This window comes from Microbacterium sp. NPDC076911, assembly GCF_040687125.1.
In the GTDB taxonomy this organism is placed as follows: Bacteria; Actinomycetota; Actinomycetes; order Actinomycetales; family Microbacteriaceae; genus Microbacterium.
On record NZ_JBFBMP010000004.1, the window covers coordinates 403,165 to 421,890 of the forward strand.

Here is an 18,726-nt window from a genome sequence, read left to right on the forward strand (position 1 = left end):
GTGATCAACGAATGGGGTTTCGGCATGAACGGTGTCATCGGATCAGTTCTACCGCTCGCGTTGGGGGTAGCGATCAGCGTTGTGCCCATCATCGCGGCAATCCTGATGCTGCTCTCGCCCAAAGCGAAGGTGACCGGTGTCGGCTTCATGCTGGGCTGGATTGTCGGCATTGTGGTGGCGGTCACTGCATTCACGCTGCTGTCGTCGGTGGTTCCTGCGAACAACTCCAACGGGTCAAACCCGGTGGTTGGCACGATTCAGTTGGTGCTGGGCCTGCTGCTGTTGGTGGTGGCTGTTCGTCAGTGGAAGAGCCGACCCAAGGCAGGCGAGACGCCGAAGTTGCCGAAATGGATGAAGGCCATCGACAGTGTGACCTTCTTCAGTGCGTTCGGACTCGCGTTCTTGCTCGCAGCGGTCAACCCGAAGAATCTGCTGTTGGCCGCGTCTGCCGGTGTCAGCATCGGCACGGCGGGACTCGACGTGGGGTCGACGGTGATCGCGATCGTGATCTTCGTCGTGATTGGCGCCTCCACTGTCGCTGTTCCCGTGATTGCCTACTTGATCGCACCAGACAAGCTTCGGGCGCCCCTGGGCAAGATGCGTGAGTGGCTCGCACGAGAGAATGCGCTCATCATGGCACTGCTGATGCTCGTGATTGGCGTCAATCTCATCGGGAAGGGCATCGGTAGCTTCTAGTCTGCTCGGGCATGTTGATCACTTGATCAATCACGGCGGAAGCGACAGAATCGCTGTCATGCCCGCACCACGCACTCGACGATCGGCCGAGCAGCGCCGAGCCGAAATTACGGATGCGGCTCGTGAACTTGCGCTCGCCGACGGGCTCGCGGCTGTCACCCTGCGCGCGGTCGCCGCGCGAGTTGGCGTCGCGTCTGGGCTGGTTGCGCACTATGCGCCCAGCATGGATGAGTTGGTGGCATCAACCTTCGGCGACATTGTCGGTGGCGAGTTGGCTGAGCTGTCGGCTCTGCTCAGCACGATCGCCGACCCCACAGCTCGAGTAGCGACGTTGTTGGCGACAGTGCTCGACGGGTCGAGAACTGATGTCACGCTGGTGTGGGTGCAGTCTTGGGGGATGGGAGAGCGCAACGAGGCGCTCGCGGCCGAAGCGCGTTCACGCATGGATGAGTGGCAGCAGTTCATCGCGGCATTGCTCGATACCGGCGTCGCTCTGGGTGACTTTCGCGTCGAAGACACCCAGGGAGTCGCGTGGTTGCTCCTTGGCATGATCGACGGGCTGAGCGCCCATACGCTAGTGCGGTGGGGTGAGCCAGGGGGGCGGCGCGAGCTGCTTGAGCGAGCTGTTGAGCCACTGCTGGGGTTGGAGTCGGGCCGGCTCACATCTCGTTGATCAGCGGTGGCGATGACGCTCGACAAGTGCATGCTCGATGCGTTCCAGGCCCGTGATCATGGTGTCGCGAGTGTCGTCATCGACGATGCCTTGAAGCATGGCTGTCCATGTGGCATCGAGTATCTCGAGGTTTCTGGCGGCGAGTTCGGTCGGATGCAAGCGAACTGCGCGCGCGTCTTGAGCGTCTTGCTCTCGGCGCAGGTATCCCTTGGTCTCAAGGCTGCGTAGGGCCCGGCTGAAGTTGCTCGGCTGGAGCGACACTGCTTTCGCGGCCGCACCGGCGGCGGTGCCGGGGTGGCGGTCAACATAGCGAAGCACGGTGGTTTCGAGCGGCGTGAGAACTGGCTTCCCGCTGTCGTCGTTGAAGTTCATCTGCCGTGAGACCGCATGGATCAGATCAGCGAGAGCGAACAGCGATGGTGAGCGGGGCTGATCCATGACGCCATGCTATATCCTTATCTGTGGATAGTTAACCTTTGATAAGGAGTTTCATGAATCGCACCTCGCGATCGACAGGCCTAGGCCCGCTGCTGTTGGTCACTTTGGCCCTGTTGGCAAGTGTGGCGCCGTTCTCGACCGACTTGTATCTCTCGGCGTTTCCGGTCATGGCAGAGGAATTGAACACCTCGGCGGCAACGATTCAGCTGACCCTGACGAGCTTCTTGATAGGACTCGCGATCGGTCAGCTTGTCTTCGGTCCGATCTCGGACCGGGTGGGCAGGCGCGGGCCGCTTCTCATTGGCTCGACGGTGTTTGTGCTCGCGAGCGTTGCGGTGATGCTCGCGCCGTCGGTCGAGTTGCTGATTGCCGCGCGACTGTTGCAGGGCGTCAGCGGAGCGGCAGGCATGGTGCTCGGCCGTGCCGTTGTTGCGGACCGCGAGAAGGGCGACGCGGCGGCGAGAGCGTTCAGCCTGATGATGATCGTGGGCGGCATCGCCCCCGTGATCGCGCCGCTTGCCGGAAGCCTCGTGCTTGATCAGTTGGGGTGGCGAGGAGTGCTCGGAGTGCTCGTCGCGCTGTCAGTCGTGATGCTTTTGGGCTCATGGTTTGTCGTGAAAGAGACCTTGCCCCGCGAGCAGCGTTCTGCAGCAGGGACCGGCCGTTTTCGCCTCTTGCTTTCTGCGCGGTACCTGACGCCTGCAGCAACCTTCGTGTTCGGGTTCTCGGTGATGATGGCTTACATCTCAGCATCCCCATTTCTCTATCAAGACGTGATTGGGCTGGAGCCGACGGTTTATGGAATGTTCTTCGGCCTTAACGCCCTCGGGCTTGCGGGGTGCAGTTTCATCGGCAGCCGGCTGTTGCGTCGGTTTACCGCCCGCACAGTGCTCGGCTGGGGCGTGATTGGGCTCGTTGGCTCGACGACCGCAGTGTTGGCCCTCGCGCTCTCAGCGCTTCCCGCGGCCTGGCTGATGCTGCCCATCTTCGTGTCGGTTGCATCGCTCGGATTTGTCATGGGGCCGGCGACGGCTCTCGCGCTTTCAGCGGTTCCCGGTGCATCTGGCACTGGGTCTGCGGTGCTCGGGGCATCACAATTCGGGTTTGCCGCGATTGTTTCGCCGCTTGTCGGGCTGGGGGGCAGCGAGGCGACCCTTCCGCTCGCGGTGGTCATGTTCACGATGGCGCTACTGGCCGCAGCGGCGCACATCAGCGGTCGGTTTACCGCGGTGGTGCAAAAGCCGAGCACCACTGTCGAATTCACGAAACAGTGACGCCCTAGAGTCAAGCGCGACCTAGGTCTATGGGCGCGAGCGTCTGGCGCTGAGATCATGGGAGACGTAGCCCCGCGTGGAACAGCAGCAGAGACGAGTATGCCGATGAGATTTAGTAACCCGCACCGACGCCGGGCACTTGCTCTTTCTGCCATCGCAGTGATGGGCCTCTCTCTCAGCGCATGCACGTCTGCTGGCGGTGACGCCGAAACGAATGCTGCGCCCGACGACGTCTTGCGCCCGGCCGCGCCGGAGGGGCAGTTGTCGGAGTCGCTGCAGTCGCAACTGCAGGCAACACTCGACGAGAAGATGGCCGAGTATGACGTGCCGGGGGCTGTGGCCGGTGTGTGGATCCCGGGTGAAGGCTCATGGACCACCGCGGCGGGGATCGCTGACATCGAAGGCGGCGTCGAGGCGACAACTGACATGGTGTGGCCGATCCGCAGCATCACCAAGTCGTACACGGTCACCCTGCTGCTGCAACTGGCAGACGAGGGCACGTTGAGTCTCGACGACACCCTGGATCAGTACATTGACGGTGTGCCGAACGGCGACGAGATCACCCTGCTCGAACTGGCGAACATGTCGAGCGGCAATGCTGACTATGTGAATGAAGGCTTCATTGAGCAGTTCGTCGCCGATCCCACGAGAGTCTTCACGCTCGACGAACTGAATGCAGCTGCGATCGGGCAGCCGGCGCAGTTCGCGCCCGGCAGTGAGTACCTCTACACGAACTCGAATATCAACTTTCTGGGGTCGGTGATTGAAGAGGTCACGGGGCAGCAGTTCACCGAGGTGCTCACCGAGCGCATTCTTGAACCTCTCGCGCAGACGGGAACGAGCTACATCACCGACGTTGACGACTGGGCTGAGCCTCACGCGGTGGGCTACATCGTCGAAGACGGTGTTCCGATTGCACAGCAGGAGAACGCCTCGATCTTCGGCCCGGCGGGTTCGATGTTCTCGACCCTTGATGACGGTCGAGTGTGGGCCGAGATACTCGGAACCGGCGCACTCGTGACGCCGGAGATGCAGGAGATCCGCGAGGTCGGCCACCAGATCCCCAGCCCACCGTACGACCTCTATGCAGTGGGCATTGGCACTACCGATGGGTGGTGGGGTCACAACGGCGAGGGCATCGGGTTCACTGCCGCAACGTTCTATGAGCCCGAGACTGGCACCAGCATCGTCGTGTACATGAACGAGTCGAACGTGGCAGACGGAGCGCATCCCGCAGACCAGACTTTCCGTGCGCTCGCCGCCGCCATCGAAGCGAGCATGTGACGTTCGCTCGCCGCCGCGGCTCGGTGCAGTGCGCGGGGTTGGCTAGGCTTTAGGCTCCGCGCCAGCGTGCAGGACCATCGTGCAGGACGAGCGTGCAGTACATCAATACCCGGGAGACACACCATGTTGAGCCTCACTGACTACCTGCGGCTTCTGCCCAAAGCGGAGTTGCACTGCCATTTCGTGGCGACAATGCGACTCACGACACTGCAAGAGCTTGCCGCGGCACACGACGTGCCGTTGAAGACGGACGATCTTTCGGCGTTGCTTGACTATGAGGGACTGCCCGACTTTCTGGATGTCTTCAATGCTGCGCACAAGGTGCTCACCACCGGTGATGAGATCGCGCGCGTTGCCTACGAAGGTGTTCACGATGCCGTGCGCGACGGCAATCTGCGCTATCGCGAGTACTTCGTGAACCCTGACAACTTCACACCGCTCGGATTCGACTACCCGTCGCTCATCGACGCCATGACAGACGGCCTCACACAGGCCAAACGCGACTTCGGTGTCGGGTTTCGGATCGTCGCCGCCATTAACCGCTCGTTGCCCCCCACGACCGCCGTCGAAATGGTGCAGACGGTCATTGACCATCCTCGTGACGCTGTGGTCGGTATCGGGCAGGACGACCTCACGCCCGAGTTGACCGAAGACCCGCTGCGGTTTCGCGAGGCTTATGCGTTGGCGGAACGGCACGGATTGCGTCGCAGCGCCCATGCGGGCGAAACAATGAACGCATCTGCGCAGAACGTCGTCGATGCTGTTGAGGTTCTGAATGTCGATCGCATCGACCACGGGTACCGCGTCGTGGATGACGCCGCAGCGCTCGAAAAAGTCGCTGCCAGCGGAGTTGCCTACACCTGCACACCTCATTCGACAGACATGCTCTCGAGCTGGCAGTTCACGCCCGATCACCGAATCGCTCAGATGATTCGCGCGGGCCTGTTCGTGACGCTCGCGACCGATGATGCAGTCTTCTTCAAGACCGACATCGGCAAGGAATACAGCGTGGCATTGCCGGCGATGGGATTCGGCGGAGCCGAAGGTGCGCGAATCGCGCGCGCGGGATTTGAAGCTGCCTGGTGCGACGACGATGAGAAGAGCGCGCTTCTCGGCGAAGTGGATGGCGCAATCGGCGCTCTCACCGCGGCCTGGGAGGGCGACGCGGCATAGCGCTCTTCGCGATGGTCAGGCGAGGGTGGCCAATCGCCGGGCACGCGAAACGATAGCCAACGCGCCTCTAGTTTGCGCCGAGGTAGCTCGTCATCTGATCAGACGTGAGGGTTCCGCCGTTCGCTGCAGCTGCTTCGAATGCCGGCAGGTGAGAGTCGGCTGACGCGTCGCGCAGGTTCGTCAACACGCGAACTATCGCGGTGTCGTCGGTCTGTGCCAGAAGGTCGTCATACATGGCGACGTTCGCCACCTCGCCTTCGGCCCACGCCATCGCGGCAGATTCGAGGTCATCAGGCGCGGGGATGTTGCCCAGATAGGGGTTGTCGGGCACCGCAACGCCGAGCCTGTTCAGTTGTTTGATCAGCGCCTCACTGTGGCGATCCTCTGCTGCCTGGATCGACACGTAGGGCTCGACGTTGCCGAACTCTTCAATGACGTCTAGATAGCTTGCAGAAGCTGCGTACTCGCCGTCGGGTCCCATCAGGGCCTCCCAGACGATCGCGGCCACAGTGCCGGGTGCAGGCGCATCGGGCAGAGCCTCGGTGGCCGGTTCGGTGGCAGAAGTTTCGCCTGGAGGATCGAGGGTGGAGCTTGTTGCGGAGGGGGCAGTGGCAGATTCGGTCGACTGCGTGGCCGCCGTACACCCCGTCACCCCCAGAGCCACGACCGTCGTGATGGCTACAACTGCGAGTTTCATGTTCATCTCGGCACCTCGGTTTCATACTCAAGAATACCCCCAGGGGTATCTCATTACAAGAGGCCCCCGTGCGCCGCCGTCACGAGGTTGCGGTCATGAGCACCGGAACGACCAGGGCCACCACCCACACCACCAGTGCGGCTAGACCCGCGGTGATCGCCCAACGAACCACGCGTCGACTGCTGCTGTCGCCCCATACGTCAGCACGGGAGGTGTGGCGTACGGCACTAGTCGCTTCGCGACGGATATCGGGGTCACCGAGGTCTAACCTCCCGGCCCTCGCGTGCATCGCGATCGCTTCAGCTTCAGTGTCTCGATTCGGGATGCTGCTTGAGTGCTGAACCATCGCTCGTCCTTTCGCCGCGCAGATTCGACAACGCTATGATGACGAGAATACCCCTAGGTGTATTTAGGGGCTAGGTCTAGGCAGCTGCAGAAGGGAGCACGATGGAAAACGCAGAGTCGCGATTTGCTACCGCGTTCGCGCGGGTGGGGCCCACGATGGATCAGCGTGGCGCCGATCAGCATCGCCGCGAACTTGTGGCAGGGCTCTCGGGTGAGGTCGTCGAAGTCGGGGCAGGATACGGAGCAACATTTCCGTTCTACTCCTCGGCGGTGCGAGGGGTGACTGCCGTTGAGCCAGACGAAGGGCTGCGTCGCCGGGCGCAGCTGGCTGCCACGGCAAGCTCCGTTCCCATCCGTGTCGTAGCGGGCACCTCGGAGCGGATCCCCGTGCCTACCGGCACGGTTGACGCCGTCGTCTTCAGCCTGGTGCTTTGCAGCGTCGGGGATCAGGCAGCGGCACTTGCAGAGGCGGCACGGGTGTTGCGACCCGACGGTGTGCTCGCGTTTTATGAGCACGTGCGCTCGAGAAGCCCTCTCAGCGGAGCGATTGAGGATCTTGTGACCCCGGTCTGGCGCCGAATCGCGGGAAACTGTCACCCCAACCGCGACACCGTTGGGGCGATCGTCGCCGCTGGGTTTCGGTTGCAACGCGTGCGGCGCTTTGGGTTCTCGGTGTTTCCTGCCGTGCCACGAGTGTCACACGTGATCGGCCGCGCACTGAGGCCCGTCTGATTGGTCAGGATCAGCTCTCCCGACCCCAAACTTGCTGCTCGAGTTGCTCGTACGAAGGCAGGGTGCTCGCGATTCTCACGGTTTCGACGGAGACCGAGGCAACGCGCCCAATGAGGTCAACTATGCGGCGCGCGTCATCGGCGGAGACTCGATAGTCATTCCCATCGATTCGGAGGTCATTCGCGTCGTTCCAGATACCAGATTTCGAGTCCTGGCTACAGGTGTAGTGCTCGCACACCCATTCGACTGCAGACTTCCCGCAGAGCTGGTAGTCCTGTGCTTCTGGCGGAAAACCCGTGAGGGTGAGGTTCCTGTTGAAACGCAGTTCACTGTGGTCGCGGTCAGGTGTCCATGACATAGCACCGCCCACACGGTAGTAGTTGAATTTCGCGCGTTCGTCCAGTGGCTCGCTACTGGCATGTACGTCCTCGAGCGGATATGGCTCTTGGCTCTCATACTTCAGATGAAGCTCGACGAGTGTTTCGCCGGCCTGCGCGAACTGCCAGAAGTTAGCCAGCTGCGGAATACGTGGGAGCTGCTTTTGAAGATCGGACCGGCAGATCTCGCGGTAGCTGGGGTGGTGAAGCACCGCGTACACGTAGTGGAAGATGTCCCACTTAGAAATGGCATCATCAGCGTATGCAGCTCGGTACCCGGCGAGCGTCGCGTCAGTGATGTTTTCGCGGCGAACATAGTCGCCGACGACGTCGCCATCCGATGCGGAACGCGCTGCTTCCGTCGAGTTGAGCGCCTCGTAGGTGTAGAACGCGAACACCTGATTGTTGTCGAGCAGATGCAGATTCGGCGCGAGATTGGTGACAAGTACGCTGACACCAGTGTTCTTATCAGCGCTCACGACAATGCAACGGTTCGCGTAGCCGGTCGCAGGAAAAAGTGCCGGAACTATATGGGGTCTTGCAGTCAAGCGACCGGTGGGATCGAAGTAAAGATCCTGCCGCACGAACGGTCGGTACAGCGACGCGCGAAGGTACTCAGGGTGGAAGTCAATTGTTCGGCCGTGCTTCAGGTCGGCCTTGTTCTGCTCTTCCCACGTGAACTCCTGGTCATCGGGAGGAATGAATTTGAGATGATCATCAGTTCCGACCACAGGCATAGCTGAGCGGTGGGCTTTCCAGTCTTCGACGACAGAGTTGTAGTGGGCGATACTTCGTGTCAGGTGCACTCGCAGCGAGTCGCGCGAGAAGTTGTGCACCCACGCATCGCGATTGGTCGACAGACCCAGGCCGAACCCACGGAAGATCCCTTGGGTTTCTTCGCGGCCCATCGTTGCCTCGTCGCCGATCGGCTGAAACAGTGAGAAGTCAGGGCTGTCGAGCGATGCCATCAGTACGGCCTCTCGAAGTAGTGAGTAGTGTCCGAGGCGCCCCTGCCGGGGGGTGGTTGACGACACCTTACACGCTCGCACTCGTCGCGCTGCGGCGTGTGCCGGTATTGCATCCATGCGCCCAGCATCGCGCTGCTGATTGGAGGCCGTGCGGTTCGGATCCGTATTCAGGCACGCGGAGCTTTGTGTATCTCCGATTGAGTCCGTCCGGGACCTGACGGCCGGGCGCCACGAAACGATCGGATTGGATTGCTCGCTTGTGTCTACGAGCCGGGCACTCGGGCCGCGGGCGATTGCCTATTCATTGACGACGTGATGATCGCCAGGACCGACCCGAGTATGAGCGCGATCCCGGCTAGCTGAAGGCAGGAAAGCTCTTCTCCCGCGGCGACGGTGCCGAGGGTGATGGCGACGATGGGGCTGAGCAGTCCGAGAAAGGCAGGAATGCGCACGGGGAGTGATCGCACGCCGCGAAACCACAGCAGGTAGGCGAATGCGGTTCCAATGAGGGCAAGGTAAGCGTAGCCAGCCAAGTTGGTTGCGGTCGGCGGCGTTGTCGGGAGCGGCTCGACGAACGCTGTGAGCAGGGTTAGGGATAGCCCGCCCACGAGGAGTTGCCAGCTCGTCGTAGCAACCGGCGGGAGGTCCGTTCCCCACTTCTTCGCCAAGACGGTGCCGGAGGCCATACAGAGAGCACCAAGAAGTGCCGCGGCGATGCCGACAGGGTCGAGAGCCGCGTTTGCGCGGAGCACGACGAGCCCGACGCCGAGTGCACCGACCAAGCCCGCTCCGACAATGAGGACGTTGATGCGATCGGACAGGAGGTGCCATGCGATGACGGCGACGAGAAGTGGTTGCACTCCGCCAAGAACCGCGGCGACCCCGCCGGGGAGGCGTTCAGCGGCGATGAATAGACAAGCGAAGAAGATCGTGATGTTCATTGTGCCGAGCACAAGAGACTTCCACCACCAGGATCCGTGAGGGAGCCTGCGAGCCCATGCGAGAAGGACGAGACCAGCTGGCAGTGCCCTCAGCGTCGCGTTCAGCATTGGGTGGCCCGGGAGTAGGAGAGCGGTGGCGGTGAAGTAGGTCGTCCCCCATAGTGCCGGGGCCACCGCCGTCAGTAGGATCAACGGCAACAGTTTGCTAAGCACTTAGCCAGTGTAGCTCAGCGCTTAGCTATAAGCTCTCATCATGGATCATGTAGACAGCATCTTGGAGCAATGGGCACTACAGCGTCCCGACCTCGACACGTCGCCGATGGCTGTGATCGGCAGACTGAGCCGAGCTTCGGCAATTGTTGACGCCGAACTCTCCGCAAACTTTGCACGGCACGGGGTCGACGCAGCGACGTTCGATGTCTTGGCGACGCTGGTCCGTCAGGGAGAGCCGCATCAAATGACGCCAGCCGCCCTCGCCGCTGACGCCATGATCACAACCAGCGCTGTAGCGCAACGCCTCAATCGGCTCGACACTCTTGGTCTCATCACCCGGCACCCCGATCCCGCCGACGGCCGCGGAAAAGTGGTGCAGCTCACGCCCTCAGGTAAAGAGATTGTGAACCGGGTTCTTCCCGCTCACCTCGCCACTGAGGCGCATCTACTCCGACATTTCGACAGCGAACAGCAAGAGATGCTCGCCGCACTACTATCCCATTTCTCGGCGACACCGGTGCGCTAAAGCCGCATTGTGCGCCCGATGCCAAGAGCTGACACGCGAATGAGCGTGCGGATGCGTGCCCGCACAGAGTAGCGCAGCCCTTGTAGGCGTGTGCCTGCCACAGCGGTTGACCGATGGGGGAGGACTTGGAACCTTCAGTGACGTCACGGACACTTCATAGTGTGAGCACAGATGAGGAAGCGTGGGCGGCTGCTATGGCCGGTGAGGGCGAGGCGTTTGGCCTGATCTTCGACCGGCATCGCGCGCGTGTCTACCGGCACTCGTTGGGGCTGGCACCGTCGTGGGCGGACGCGGATGATGTGGTGGCGGTCGTGTTTCTTGAGGCGTGGAGGAAACGTGACCGGGTGCACTTTGTGGGTGGCTCTCTGCTTCCGTGGTTACTGAAGACGGCGACTTTTACTGCGAAGAACCTGACCCGCGCGAGCACACGGTATCGTGCTGCGCTGCGCCGGCTTCCTGTCGGTGAACATCATGCCGACCATGCCGACAGTATCGGTGACGGCGACGCGCTGACTGCGTTAAGAGATCTGTCGCAAACTGACCAGCAGGTGCTCACGTTGTGCGTTCTTGAGGGCATCAGCCAGGAGGACGCAGCGCGCGTCTTGGGTGTGCGGGTAGGGACGGTGAAGTCGCGGCTCTCCCGTGCGAAATCCCGGCTCCGCGATGTGGTGGGCAATCAGCCCGCGGGTATTCGACAGGAAGGCGTAAGCGATGTCCTCTGAACCCTCTGAGACTGAGCGTGACCGGGAGTTGCGCCGGATGCTCGTTGCTAGCGCCGAGGCGGCACCGGCTCTACCGCATCGACGCGGCGCGGTCGCCGGTTCCATCGCGGCTTTCGCTCTGGCGGGCTTACTCACCGGCGGCGCGGTGTCCGCCGCGGCGCTGAACGCCCCGGGCGGGACATCAACGGTGAGCATCGAGCAGATGACCGTGGCACTCGTGCAAGACGATACTCAGCTGTTCGGGACGCCCTTCATCCTCAGCGGCCAGGGCGACACGACCGTTGAGCTTGGTCCTGCCCCGGTCGGCGCGGTCGATCTCGTGGTCGCGTTCCACTGCGAAGACGCCGGCACCTACAACATGACTATCGACGGAGAAGCAGCCAGCACGACGATCTGTGATCAGGAGGCGACCGACTACCCCAATGGCGGCGAGTTCTACCCGATCACCGACAGCGACCCACACACTCTGACCGTGACCACAGCTAAAGCGAACCACTTTGTTCTCTGGGCATCATGGGCATCACGCGCCGCGGTTCCCGAACCATCTGACGCCCAAGCGGCGGCAATGGCTGACGGGGCCGTGACGGAGGCGGAGTACCGTGACGGCTTCACCCGCTACCGCCAGTGCATGCGCGACGCCGGCTACAGCCTTATTCGCGTAGACGACGGCGGGACCATCATCACGTATTCCAGCCCGGCCCAGGGGACCGTATCGGGTGCCGAGGGGCGTTGCTACGCGGAAGAGTTCGGCCAACTAGATGCGGCCTGGCAGATCGCGAACGAATATGACTCAGATACACAGCAGGCTCTACGAGGATGTCTTGAGGAAGCCGGCATCACCCCTGCACATGACGTTGCTGGCGTGAACATGCAACTGAAAGAGAACAGCATCGACCCGATCAAATGCATCACCGGCGAAGACCCTCCGAAAACACCATCACCATAGGTGGTTGGGGAGAAGTTCGGTGAGGATGGAAGCATGTCTGTGATCCTCCGACCGTGGCAGCGCGAAGATGCGCCAGCGCTGAGGCGCGCGCACGAAACGACCGCTGACTTGGACACCCAGTTTGGGAGCTCGGACGTGTCGACCGATGAACGCGCCGCGGACTTCATCGAGGCCCATTTGTCCTTCGGCGACGTGGCCAAGAACTGGGCAGTCGTTGTCGACGGGAGAGCGGTTGGCAATGTCGGGCTATCGGCGATCGAACGACGGCACCAGACCGCCTGGGCTTACTACTGGCTGCCATCATTTGCCCGCGGGCGTGGCTACGCCTCTGGCGGGCTTGCTGCGGTGTCGGACTGGGCGCACGCTGATGGGATATTCCGACTGGAACTTGGGCATCGAGTCAACAATCCTGCGTCTTGTCGAGTCGCGTTCGCGGCAGGCTTTCTTCCCGAAGGGATCGAGCGACAGAAGCTGCTTTACGGTAATCGTCGGTTCGACGTCGAGATTCATGCCCGACTCGCAACCGACCCGAGTCCCGAACTCAGCGGGCTTACACTCCGGACTTCCCGTTGCTGATATCAGCCCGCACGGCTCGGATCCCTCTACGGGTCACGGGCACGTTTCTGACGGAAGCATGGGAGTCGTTGCCGGTTGCTATGCGATCAGTAGCCGACGCAATTGCCGGCGGGTGGCTGCGCCGAGGTCGAGTGCATCGAACACATCGTTGGCATCATCGGACACGAACGCGCGCACATACGGAGTCACTTCGCTGAGCCAAGTCGTCACTTCTTCACACGTCCATGACGCTTGTCTGTCGTGAGTAGCGCCACCGTGCGGTGCAGCGCAGGCCATCGCATAGACGGACTGGGAGTAGTCGGCGACAATGTCGTCAATTGAGACGCCGGCGTTGGCGAGCAAAAGTGCACTGATCATTCCCGTGCGATCTCGGCCAGCAGCGCAGTGAACAAGCACCCCGGGTTCGGAATTCGCAATCACGGCGAGCGAGTCGCCGACGAGCGTGGGCAAGATCCGCACGTTGTGCTGCCAGTATTCGGGCGAGTCAAGGATCGGAAGACAGACCGCGCGGAACTCGGGGTCTGTCTGGTCTTCGGTCGGTGCGAGTGTGATCGCCACACTGGCCGGAGGTAGCGCATCAGGGTCGGAGCTTCGTGCTCCCGTCTCGTTAGTGCTGCGTAGGTCGACAACGGAGCGCAAGCCCCATCGGGTTGCCGCTTTCCAGCCGGCGACTGTGAGCAGTTCGCGCCTAGGGCCGCGCGCGATTCGGCCCAAGATCGTCGCACCCGTCGACGAGAGTGGCGTTGCCAGTCCGCCGAGGTCGCGAAGGTTGGGCAGCCCACCCCAATTCAAATTGCGCACAGCTGAGAGGCTATCAACGCGGTCCAAAACCGGTCGGCCAGCGGGCGAATTCAGGTGAGCTCTGCGAGCAAATATCTGTTGCGCTTGATGATGAGGTGTCGCAGGTAGGGGACGAGGACTACGCGTTCGGCAAGCCGCCCGAGGATGGGGGCGCCGACGGTGATGGTGTCGGTCATCCGGCATCTGTCGCCTACGGGCTCGAAACGATGCTCGTGCACAAACGTCTTGAATGGTCCGCTCACCTGCTGGTCAACGAATCGCGCGGATCTTCTGCCGGACCGCGAGTCGCTTGCGATCGTGCAGAAAGCCATCGAGGGTGGAGCTGAGGTTGTGTGCCTGGGTCGCGGCGAGTCGGGGCAGGTCCCTGATGGTGCGCGTCTCGTGCAGGCGGACCGGCTGTCGCCGAATGCTTACGACGGAGTGCAGGGCGACTGGGACGAAGTCGTAGAGCTCGCTTATGCGCCTGAGCTGGTCGAGCCCGCGCTCGAAGCCCTCGCTGCAAGTACCTCGCATTGGACGTTGGTTTCATCAGTCTCTGTCTACGGACGGAACGATGAGCCTCACGCCGACGAGTCCGCGACGCTGATGGCGCCCCGAGATCGTTCCGCGTACGCCGACGCGAAGGTCATGGCCGAGAGAAACAGTTCGAGGCATCTCGGTAGCCGGCTCCTCATCGCCCGTCCCGGCCTCATCGTCGGACCCTGCGACCCGAGTGATCGATTCGGGTATTGGCCGGCACGACTCAGCCGAGGGGGCCAGTGCTTGCCCCAACTTTCACCGATCGCTTCGTTCAAGTCATCGACGTCGGAGATCTTGCGATCTGGATCGAGAGAGCACGACGCGAACGGCTCACTGGTGTCATCAACGCTGTCGGTGAGGTGCGCACTATGGATGACTTCTTCCACAGTGCCGCAGCAGTGACCGGGCACGATGGCGAACTCACCAGCGCGCGCACTTCGCGAAGGCGGGGCCGCACGTACGCCCGAAAGCTCGACGGGTGTCGCTCGAGCGCTGCGACTTGGGCGCGACGCCACCAGCGCGAGCGATTCTCGATCCGAGCGGGTTGGGCGTCGAGGTACCAATCATCGGTCGCGAAACTGCGCTCATCATCCTCTACCGACGGGGAGGGGCAACTGCTACGGGGCGCGTGTCAGCGCAGCCTGAGCGCTCGGGCCAATGCTTCGGTGTCGCGTTCCCCGGGCGGGCCGGCGTAGCCGTTCTGTGCCATCACGATCAGGTCCTGCCCGCTGGGCAGCGGGTACACCCGAGCTTCGCGGCTGGGAGTCGTCCACTCCGCCGCCAATGTGCGTCCAGCGGGAAGCCCGAGGCGCTCAGGCACGCCGAACCAGGGCTTGCCGAACGCGAAGACATGCGGAGTGTCCAGTTCGGCTATGGGATCGAGCACGAACTCACGCAATACGGCGCCGGGAGGCTGCATCTTCGCGGTCACGCCGGAGGAGTGGTAGGGGTAGAGCTCGAAGTACACGCCGTCCGACGCGTTCCATCGAGGACTGTTGAGCAGTCGACGCGCGAACGCGAATCGGTTCTGGTAGAAACGATTACGTCCGGCGAGGGCTTCCCACTCGCGGCTGGCATAGGGCACACTCGCTGCCCACTCGCTGTACCGCATGGTCTTCAACTGTTCGACGAAGATGCCTCCCGGAGCTTGGAAGCGGGGAACAGCGGCACCGGGGTTGAGGCCGAGCATCACCACCGGTGCGTCATTGCCGAGCAGCCGTCCGGTGTACGGCTCCGGAAACACGTCGAGCCGTACCTTGCCGCGGCCCGTGCCGCTGTAAGACTCGAACCAAGACCGTAGTCGCTCGCTGACGGATGTGTCGCCTCCCACCCATCGCTCAATCTCAGCGTCCCAAAAATCAACGAGTGCAGAAAGAGCGGCCATGTTCTGACGCTACTTCCTCTGACGCGTCGGGCATCGACTCCTCCGCACTGGCGACCAATCAACCGTTCCAGAATCGGGGAGCATTTCATCACCGCCAGCGCCTAGCGCCGACCGTCTTCGCCCAGACCGCCAGCGCGTCTCTTAATCGCCGACGGTGAGGGGGATGCCGTGTGCAACGTCCTTCCAGGCGACGACTGTGCCCTTGAGCTCGCACCGCGTGCGGTCCGAATCGCACCCAGGTGGAACACGGTGTCGCACAGGATCGCCTTTCGGACAGTGCCAGCCCCGGTCGTCGGGGGCGATACTTGAGAACTCGATGTTCAGCGATGCGGCGAGCAGTTCCGCGAGTCCCCCGACGAGCATCGCCAGGGCGATGTAGCCGGTGCTGACCCAGTAGATGATCCTTTTGCCCTGGATGGGTTGGTGGGTAGTCGACTCATGAGGGTCGTTCCTTTGTTCGTCATGTGTGGGTTTTGGCGTTCGAGCGCACTAGCTCTGGGGATGTTCCGAGGTCATTGCGGTGTTGCGGCACTGGCAGTCAGTCAGTCTTCGGGTGTTTCAGCGAATGCTCTCTTGGTGGAGGAGTACCAGTTCATGGATTGCTTTGGGTGTTTCCAGCGCCCCTTCATCTGGTTCCGTGCCTCCTCATGGTCGGCGTCTCCGGCTTTCACCACGTCTCTGAGGTGGCGATCCTGAGCCTTGATGACGTCATCGGCCGTTTCACCACGCAGAGGTTGTTCGCACGGGCCACCCAATTGGTTGCAGGTCATGGTTTTCATTAGTTCGGATCCTCACTTTGATCAGGTAGCCCCGGTTGAGGTCTACTGCGTGTATGACGGCCACGCGCTGGCGAATGTGACCGCTTGATGTGCTCGAACGATGTTTGGGTGGGTCAGTCCTGGGCTTCATGGCCGTCACGGCGGATGAGGTGTTCCAAGATGGCCGGGTCGGCACGGAATTGGATCCGGACCACCACACCATCGACAATTGTGAAGTCGAACGCGACCCTCGGCGAGCCACGGTGAAACCATGCAGCACCGGGGCGGCCATCGATGAACACCGGCAAAGCGGCTTTGGCGGCACCGTTGAACATCGTGGCGACAGCGCGGCGCCCGTCAATCCGCGTCGGGGTGCCCGTCGAAATGGCCGCTTCGTCACCGGCGACCACCGCTCCCGGCGCCAGCAGTTCCAACAACTGCTCGAAGTTCCCCTGCCGCGCGGCGGTGAGAAACGCATCGACCACTTCCCAGTCGGCCCTCCCGCGCGTGACCAGGGGCGGCCCGACCTTACTGCGCGCCCTTGAGGCGAGCTTGCGGGCTGCGCCCGGAGTGGTGTCGAGGATCGCGGCGATAGTGGGAAAGTCGACCTTGAAGCTGTCGTGGAGCACAAAAGCCACCCGCTCCTGAGGAGTGAGGAGGTCCAACACCACCTGCAGCGCAATCCCGACTGTGTCGGCCAGCGCAAGATCGTCGGCTGGATCCGGGGCCGGTGACGGCAATTCCAAGTCGTCCACGAGAATCGCCTTCGCGCTGCGTAGCCTGTCCAAACAGAGCCGAGTCGTGACAGTGGTCAGCCAAGCAGGCAGGTTATCGATGTCCGCCTCGTTGGAGTGAAGCCGTAGCCAGGCCTGCTGGACGATATCTTCGGCCTCGACGTGATCGTGCAGTATCCGCCCGGCAATGCGCAACAACCGAGGACGCTCCCGCTCGAAAACTGCCGTCTCATCCATAAGTGTCACTCTTTCATCAGAGGGCTCATGCTGAAGATGACGCGCAAGGAACGCCCCGTGTGACAGTGGGATGAGCACAACAAAACATCCACACCTCAGATTGGACGACCAATGACGACGATAGACAGCATCATCGCCGAACTCGGAGACTGGCGCGGCGACATGCTGGCCGACATCCGCGACCTGATCAAGACGGCCGAACCGAACGTGGTTGAAGAAGCGAAGTGGCAGAAGCCGACGAACCCGCTCGGAGTTCCGACCTGGAGTCTCGATGGCATCATCTGCACCGGGGAGACCTACAAGGACAAGGTCAAACTCACCTTCGCGAAAGGCGCCTCCCTCGAGGACCCGGATGAGCTCTTCAACGCCAGCCTCCGCGCGGGCGTTCGACGAGCCATCGACATCTACCAGGGAGACACGCTCGACATCAAAGCGTTCCAGGCGCTCGTGCGAGCAGCGGCCGAGCTCAACGCGTCCTAAAGGGTTCGTTCGGCTGGCATGCTGCGTCCTCTCCGCGAAACCTTGGACCGGGTTCTCGAGGACGAACTCGTACGGGGTGTTGGCCGGCAGCGTCGTTCTGGGCTCACCGCAACCAAAGAAGAAGCCGTACTTCAAGCCGTTCGCTAGGGGGTCGGTGACCGTGACCGCCACAAGACCTCGCGGCCTCGGCCCGCACTCTCGTTGATATGGACCGTTCCAGAAATCGCTGGTGGCCGAGCGTGACCGCACTGAGTGCTTTGTGCATCATTGGATTCTCCGTGAGCGCGAGCATCCTCATCTTGCTCATTCCCTCGTTGTTCCAGTCCGGAGCCGAAGTCCACCCGTTAGTCGTCGCAGGACTTGTGGCGCTCTCTGTCACTTTCGCAGTCGGCGCACGGTACTGGCGCCCAGAGGCGCCAGTACAAGACCTCCGCTAGTGGGCAACGCTTCACAATTCGGCGCGCGCACGCCGGTGAGGCTGTCCGTGTAGGGATCCGGTTTAGGACGTCCACGAAGGTACCTCCTACGATGCGCGAGGCGCCAGGACGGCGGTGGGTCGGGCCCACAAAGTGTTGCTGATTCCCCTGATCGTATCTTTCCGAAGGGTGGGTGTTCTTCACGGTGGTGACCAGGTTGCCAGTGCGGTCGTCACGCTGTCGATGAGTCGGGTGTAGCTGTGGTCGATGTCGACGGGAAGTTCGAATCCACCGGTCGTTTCGAGCGCGATGAATCCGTGCAGCGAGGATCGTAGGAATCGTGTGGCGTGTACAGCGTTGTCATCATGGAGGTCGCAACCGGAGAGGACGTTGTAGATGACGTCGGCGATCGCGGCCGATGCTTCGAGGTCTTCGTCGTCTTCGGGTTGTGGTGCGCGCATGGTCAGTGGGTACTGTCCGGGGTGTGTACGTGCCCAGTGGCGGTAGGCGAACGCCATGTTCTTGACGGCGTCGTCTCGGGAGCGTCCGATGGCGGCTTGGCCGAGCGTGTGGGCGAGGCTGGATTTCGCGTGGATCATCACGCCGCGTCGGATGCCCGGCATCCCGTCGACGTGCTTGTACAACGACGGCACGCGCACGCCGAGGCCCTCGGCGAGGGCGGCGAGGTTCACATCGTCCGCGGGGTGCTCGGTGGTCGGTAGGGTCTGCTGAAGGTTTGGTTGACTCGGGTTTCTTGTCTACGCGACCAGGTCGACCGCGGTTCTCATTATGGTCTCGAACTCGACCGGTGTGAGC

At 62.2% G+C, this 18,726-nt stretch carries 24 protein-coding genes; 13 read left to right on the forward strand and 11 right to left on the reverse strand.

Going from position 1 to position 18,726, the window contains the following annotated elements:
* A complete protein-coding gene (locus AB0O81_RS08795; protein WP_363583310.1) occupies window positions 1-696 on the forward strand; it encodes a GAP family protein in 696 nt (231 codons plus the stop codon).
* Between the two features lie 58 nt (window positions 697-754).
* A complete protein-coding gene (locus AB0O81_RS08800) occupies window positions 755-1,369 on the forward strand; it encodes a TetR family transcriptional regulator C-terminal domain-containing protein (protein ID WP_363583312.1) in 615 nt (204 codons plus the stop codon).
* Here the strand turns inward: AB0O81_RS08800 and AB0O81_RS08805 are convergent, their stop codons facing one another.
* Window positions 1,370-1,807 (reverse strand): MarR family winged helix-turn-helix transcriptional regulator, encoded by a 438-nt coding sequence (locus AB0O81_RS08805; RefSeq protein ID WP_363583314.1) that lies wholly within the window; start codon window positions 1,805-1,807, stop codon window positions 1,370-1,372. It lies immediately after the preceding gene.
* A 53-nt stretch (window positions 1,808-1,860) separates the two neighbouring features.
* On the opposite strand from AB0O81_RS08805, the gene AB0O81_RS08810 reads away from it, so the two are divergent.
* The 3 genes from AB0O81_RS08810 (at window position 1,861) to add (ending at window position 5,538) form a co-directional block, all read left to right on the forward strand.
* Window positions 1,861-3,081 carry a multidrug effflux MFS transporter gene (locus AB0O81_RS08810; RefSeq protein ID WP_363583316.1) on the forward strand — a complete coding sequence of 407 codons (1,221 nt, stop codon included), beginning with the start codon at window positions 1,861-1,863 and terminating at the stop codon, window positions 3,079-3,081.
* A gap of 105 nt (window positions 3,082-3,186) precedes the next feature.
* The gene (locus AB0O81_RS08815; RefSeq protein ID WP_363583318.1) at window positions 3,187-4,365 is read left to right on the forward strand and encodes a serine hydrolase domain-containing protein; all 1,179 of its coding nucleotides are present in this window, start codon (window positions 3,187-3,189) and stop codon (window positions 4,363-4,365) included.
* Between the two features lie 123 nt (window positions 4,366-4,488).
* Window positions 4,489-5,538: an adenosine deaminase gene (gene add / locus AB0O81_RS08820; protein ID WP_363583320.1), complete on the forward strand. Its 1,050-nt coding sequence runs from the start codon at window positions 4,489-4,491 to the stop codon at window positions 5,536-5,538.
* Between the two features lie 67 nt (window positions 5,539-5,605).
* Here add and AB0O81_RS08825 read toward each other — a convergent pair whose 3' ends face one another.
* Together AB0O81_RS08825 and AB0O81_RS08830 are read right to left on the reverse strand one after the other, a co-directional pair.
* The gene (locus AB0O81_RS08825; RefSeq protein WP_363583322.1) at window positions 5,606-6,241 is read right to left on the reverse strand and encodes a hypothetical protein; all 636 of its coding nucleotides are present in this window, start codon (window positions 6,239-6,241) and stop codon (window positions 5,606-5,608) included.
* A 73-nt stretch (window positions 6,242-6,314) separates the two neighbouring features.
* Window positions 6,315-6,581: a hypothetical protein gene (locus AB0O81_RS08830; protein ID WP_363583324.1), complete on the reverse strand. Its 267-nt coding sequence runs from the start codon at window positions 6,579-6,581 to the stop codon at window positions 6,315-6,317.
* 101 nt (window positions 6,582-6,682) lie between these two features.
* On the opposite strand from AB0O81_RS08830, the gene AB0O81_RS08835 reads away from it, so the two are divergent.
* Entirely contained in the window at window positions 6,683-7,312 is a 630-nt protein-coding gene (locus tag AB0O81_RS08835; protein WP_363583326.1) for a class I SAM-dependent methyltransferase, read from the forward strand.
* 10 nt (window positions 7,313-7,322) lie between these two features.
* Here AB0O81_RS08835 and AB0O81_RS08840 read toward each other — a convergent pair whose 3' ends face one another.
* Entirely contained in the window at window positions 7,323-8,657 is a 1,335-nt protein-coding gene (locus AB0O81_RS08840) for a type ISP restriction/modification enzyme (RefSeq protein ID WP_363583328.1), read from the reverse strand.
* A gap of 263 nt (window positions 8,658-8,920) precedes the next feature.
* Window positions 8,921-9,811 (reverse strand): EamA family transporter, encoded by an 891-nt coding sequence (locus AB0O81_RS08845; protein WP_363583330.1) that lies wholly within the window; start codon window positions 9,809-9,811, stop codon window positions 8,921-8,923.
* 40 nt (window positions 9,812-9,851) lie between these two features.
* Between AB0O81_RS08845 and AB0O81_RS08850 the strand changes: the two genes are divergently transcribed.
* The 4 genes from AB0O81_RS08850 to AB0O81_RS08865 all read left to right on the forward strand — a co-directional run bounded on the left by AB0O81_RS08850 (window position 9,852) and on the right by AB0O81_RS08865 (window position 12,581).
* On the forward strand, window positions 9,852-10,337 hold the full coding sequence (locus AB0O81_RS08850) for a MarR family transcriptional regulator (RefSeq protein ID WP_363583332.1): 486 nt from the start codon (window positions 9,852-9,854) through the stop codon (window positions 10,335-10,337).
* A 161-nt stretch (window positions 10,338-10,498) separates the two neighbouring features.
* Complete coding sequence (locus tag AB0O81_RS08855; RefSeq protein ID WP_363583334.1) at window positions 10,499-11,059, forward strand: sigma-70 family RNA polymerase sigma factor; 561 nt, start codon at window positions 10,499-10,501, stop codon at window positions 11,057-11,059.
* Window positions 11,049-12,005, forward strand: a complete 957-nt coding sequence (locus AB0O81_RS08860; RefSeq protein WP_363583336.1) for a hypothetical protein — start codon at window positions 11,049-11,051, stop codon at window positions 12,003-12,005. Before AB0O81_RS08855 ends, AB0O81_RS08860 begins: the two co-directional genes overlap by 11 nt.
* Window positions 12,006-12,038: 33 nt before the next feature.
* Window positions 12,039-12,581: a GNAT family N-acetyltransferase gene (locus AB0O81_RS08865; protein ID WP_363583338.1), complete on the forward strand. Its 543-nt coding sequence runs from the start codon at window positions 12,039-12,041 to the stop codon at window positions 12,579-12,581.
* A 78-nt stretch (window positions 12,582-12,659) separates the two neighbouring features.
* On the opposite strand, the gene AB0O81_RS08870 is transcribed toward AB0O81_RS08865, so the two are convergent.
* Both AB0O81_RS08870 and AB0O81_RS08875 read right to left on the reverse strand, forming a co-directional pair.
* Window positions 12,660-13,382 (reverse strand): tyrosine-protein phosphatase, encoded by a 723-nt coding sequence (locus AB0O81_RS08870; RefSeq protein ID WP_363583340.1) that lies wholly within the window; start codon window positions 13,380-13,382, stop codon window positions 12,660-12,662.
* Window positions 13,383-13,432: 50 nt separating this feature from the next.
* Window positions 13,433-13,558, reverse strand: a complete 126-nt coding sequence (locus AB0O81_RS08875; protein WP_363583342.1) for a hypothetical protein — start codon at window positions 13,556-13,558, stop codon at window positions 13,433-13,435.
* 121 nt (window positions 13,559-13,679) lie between these two features.
* Here AB0O81_RS08875 and AB0O81_RS08880 point away from each other — a divergent pair, with 121 nt between their 5' ends.
* Window positions 13,680-14,303, forward strand: a complete 624-nt coding sequence (locus AB0O81_RS08880; RefSeq protein ID WP_363583344.1) for an NAD-dependent epimerase/dehydratase family protein — start codon at window positions 13,680-13,682, stop codon at window positions 14,301-14,303.
* A gap of 229 nt (window positions 14,304-14,532) precedes the next feature.
* Here AB0O81_RS08880 and AB0O81_RS08885 read toward each other — a convergent pair whose 3' ends face one another.
* From AB0O81_RS08885 to AB0O81_RS08895, 3 genes are all read right to left on the reverse strand, one after another.
* Window positions 14,533-15,285 carry a hypothetical protein gene (locus AB0O81_RS08885; protein WP_363583346.1) on the reverse strand — a complete coding sequence of 251 codons (753 nt, stop codon included), beginning with the start codon at window positions 15,283-15,285 and terminating at the stop codon, window positions 14,533-14,535.
* A 542-nt stretch (window positions 15,286-15,827) separates the two neighbouring features.
* Entirely contained in the window at window positions 15,828-16,064 is a 237-nt protein-coding gene (locus AB0O81_RS08890; RefSeq protein ID WP_363583348.1) for a hypothetical protein, read from the reverse strand.
* Between the two features lie 113 nt (window positions 16,065-16,177).
* A complete protein-coding gene (locus AB0O81_RS08895; RefSeq protein ID WP_363583350.1) occupies window positions 16,178-17,014 on the reverse strand; it encodes a sigma-70 family RNA polymerase sigma factor in 837 nt (278 codons plus the stop codon).
* Window positions 17,015-17,125: 111 nt separating this feature from the next.
* Here AB0O81_RS08895 and AB0O81_RS08900 point away from each other — a divergent pair, with 111 nt between their 5' ends.
* Entirely contained in the window at window positions 17,126-17,494 is a 369-nt protein-coding gene (locus AB0O81_RS08900) for a DUF1801 domain-containing protein (RefSeq protein ID WP_363583352.1), read from the forward strand.
* A gap of 278 nt (window positions 17,495-17,772) precedes the next feature.
* Complete coding sequence (locus tag AB0O81_RS08905; RefSeq protein ID WP_363583354.1) at window positions 17,773-17,931, forward strand: hypothetical protein; 159 nt, start codon at window positions 17,773-17,775, stop codon at window positions 17,929-17,931.
* Between the two features lie 179 nt (window positions 17,932-18,110).
* Here the strand turns inward: AB0O81_RS08905 and AB0O81_RS08910 are convergent, their stop codons facing one another.
* The gene (locus tag AB0O81_RS08910) at window positions 18,111-18,602 is read right to left on the reverse strand and encodes a TetR-like C-terminal domain-containing protein (RefSeq protein WP_363583356.1); all 492 of its coding nucleotides are present in this window, start codon (window positions 18,600-18,602) and stop codon (window positions 18,111-18,113) included.
* Window positions 18,603-18,726: the final 124 nt, after the last annotated feature.